The sequence below is a fragment of the Bacillus sp. mrc49 genome, from assembly GCF_002803435.1.
Genome location: NZ_PHNG01000213.1, coordinates 1 through 854, shown reverse-complemented (window position 1 = coordinate 854; position 854 = coordinate 1). Strand labels below are relative to the sequence as shown.

Below are 854 nucleotides of genomic sequence, written 5' to 3'. Positions count from 1 at the left end.
TCCTTACAATCCGCTCTGCATGAATACTCTGCTAGAGACCCATTTGCCTATAGTCTTCCAGGTTTTAGAATAGTAAGTTGCGGAGCCATGAATCGTTTGCTATGCAAATACGAGCCTCTCTTGTTCGTCTTCAATAAAAAATCGAGTCACTGGGAAAGAACAATACAGGAAGCCCCGATCGAGAAAGTTGGAAAACGGAACCCGTCGCTACAGATACAGCATACAAATCAAAAAGGATTCGGAAAGACAAGCTTTCCGAAACCTTCGTTTTTCGACATTTGCTTAAATTCCAGCCATATAGTCGACAAAGACTTTCAGCTCTTTTGGCCTGACAAACACTTTTGCGCCTTTTCTTAATCCAAGCTGAATATAATGCTCTTTGGTCAGCTCGACTTCAAGCGGTTCGTTCGTATCCTCGCGGATCACTTCGATGCGGACGATGGCTCCCATCGTATGAATATGATCGATGATGGAGGCTATCGAATCCTTTCCTGACGCTTCTGTTTCGATAATGAAATTATGCGCCCTCACATACCCTGTGCTGACGCCATCTTCACTGTCAGGCGCATTCATTTCCACATTCCCCGTTACCAATTTCCCTTGTTGGACGTTCCCCTTGAAAAGATTGACACTTCCAAGAAAATCATAAACAAATGGATTGATCGGGTGATCATATACTTCTTCGGGCGTTCCGACCTGTTCAATCTTCCCTTCATTCATGATGACCACCCTGTCGGCGACATCCATCGCTTCTTCTTGGTCATGCGTCACGAACACACTCGTCACATTGAATTCATCATGAAGCCTTCTCAACCAGCGCCTGAGTTCTTTGCGAACCTTCGCATCCAATGCCC

The 854-nt window shown here is 45.3% G+C and carries 1 protein-coding gene; it reads right to left on the bottom strand.

Features of this window, described 5'->3' with window-relative positions; all coding sequences use genetic code 11:
* Positions 1–282: 282 nt before the first annotated feature.
* Positions 283–854: sulfate/molybdate ABC transporter ATP-binding protein (locus tag CVN76_RS01515; protein WP_198512414.1), on the bottom strand; the 572-nt coding region annotated here is incomplete at its 5' end.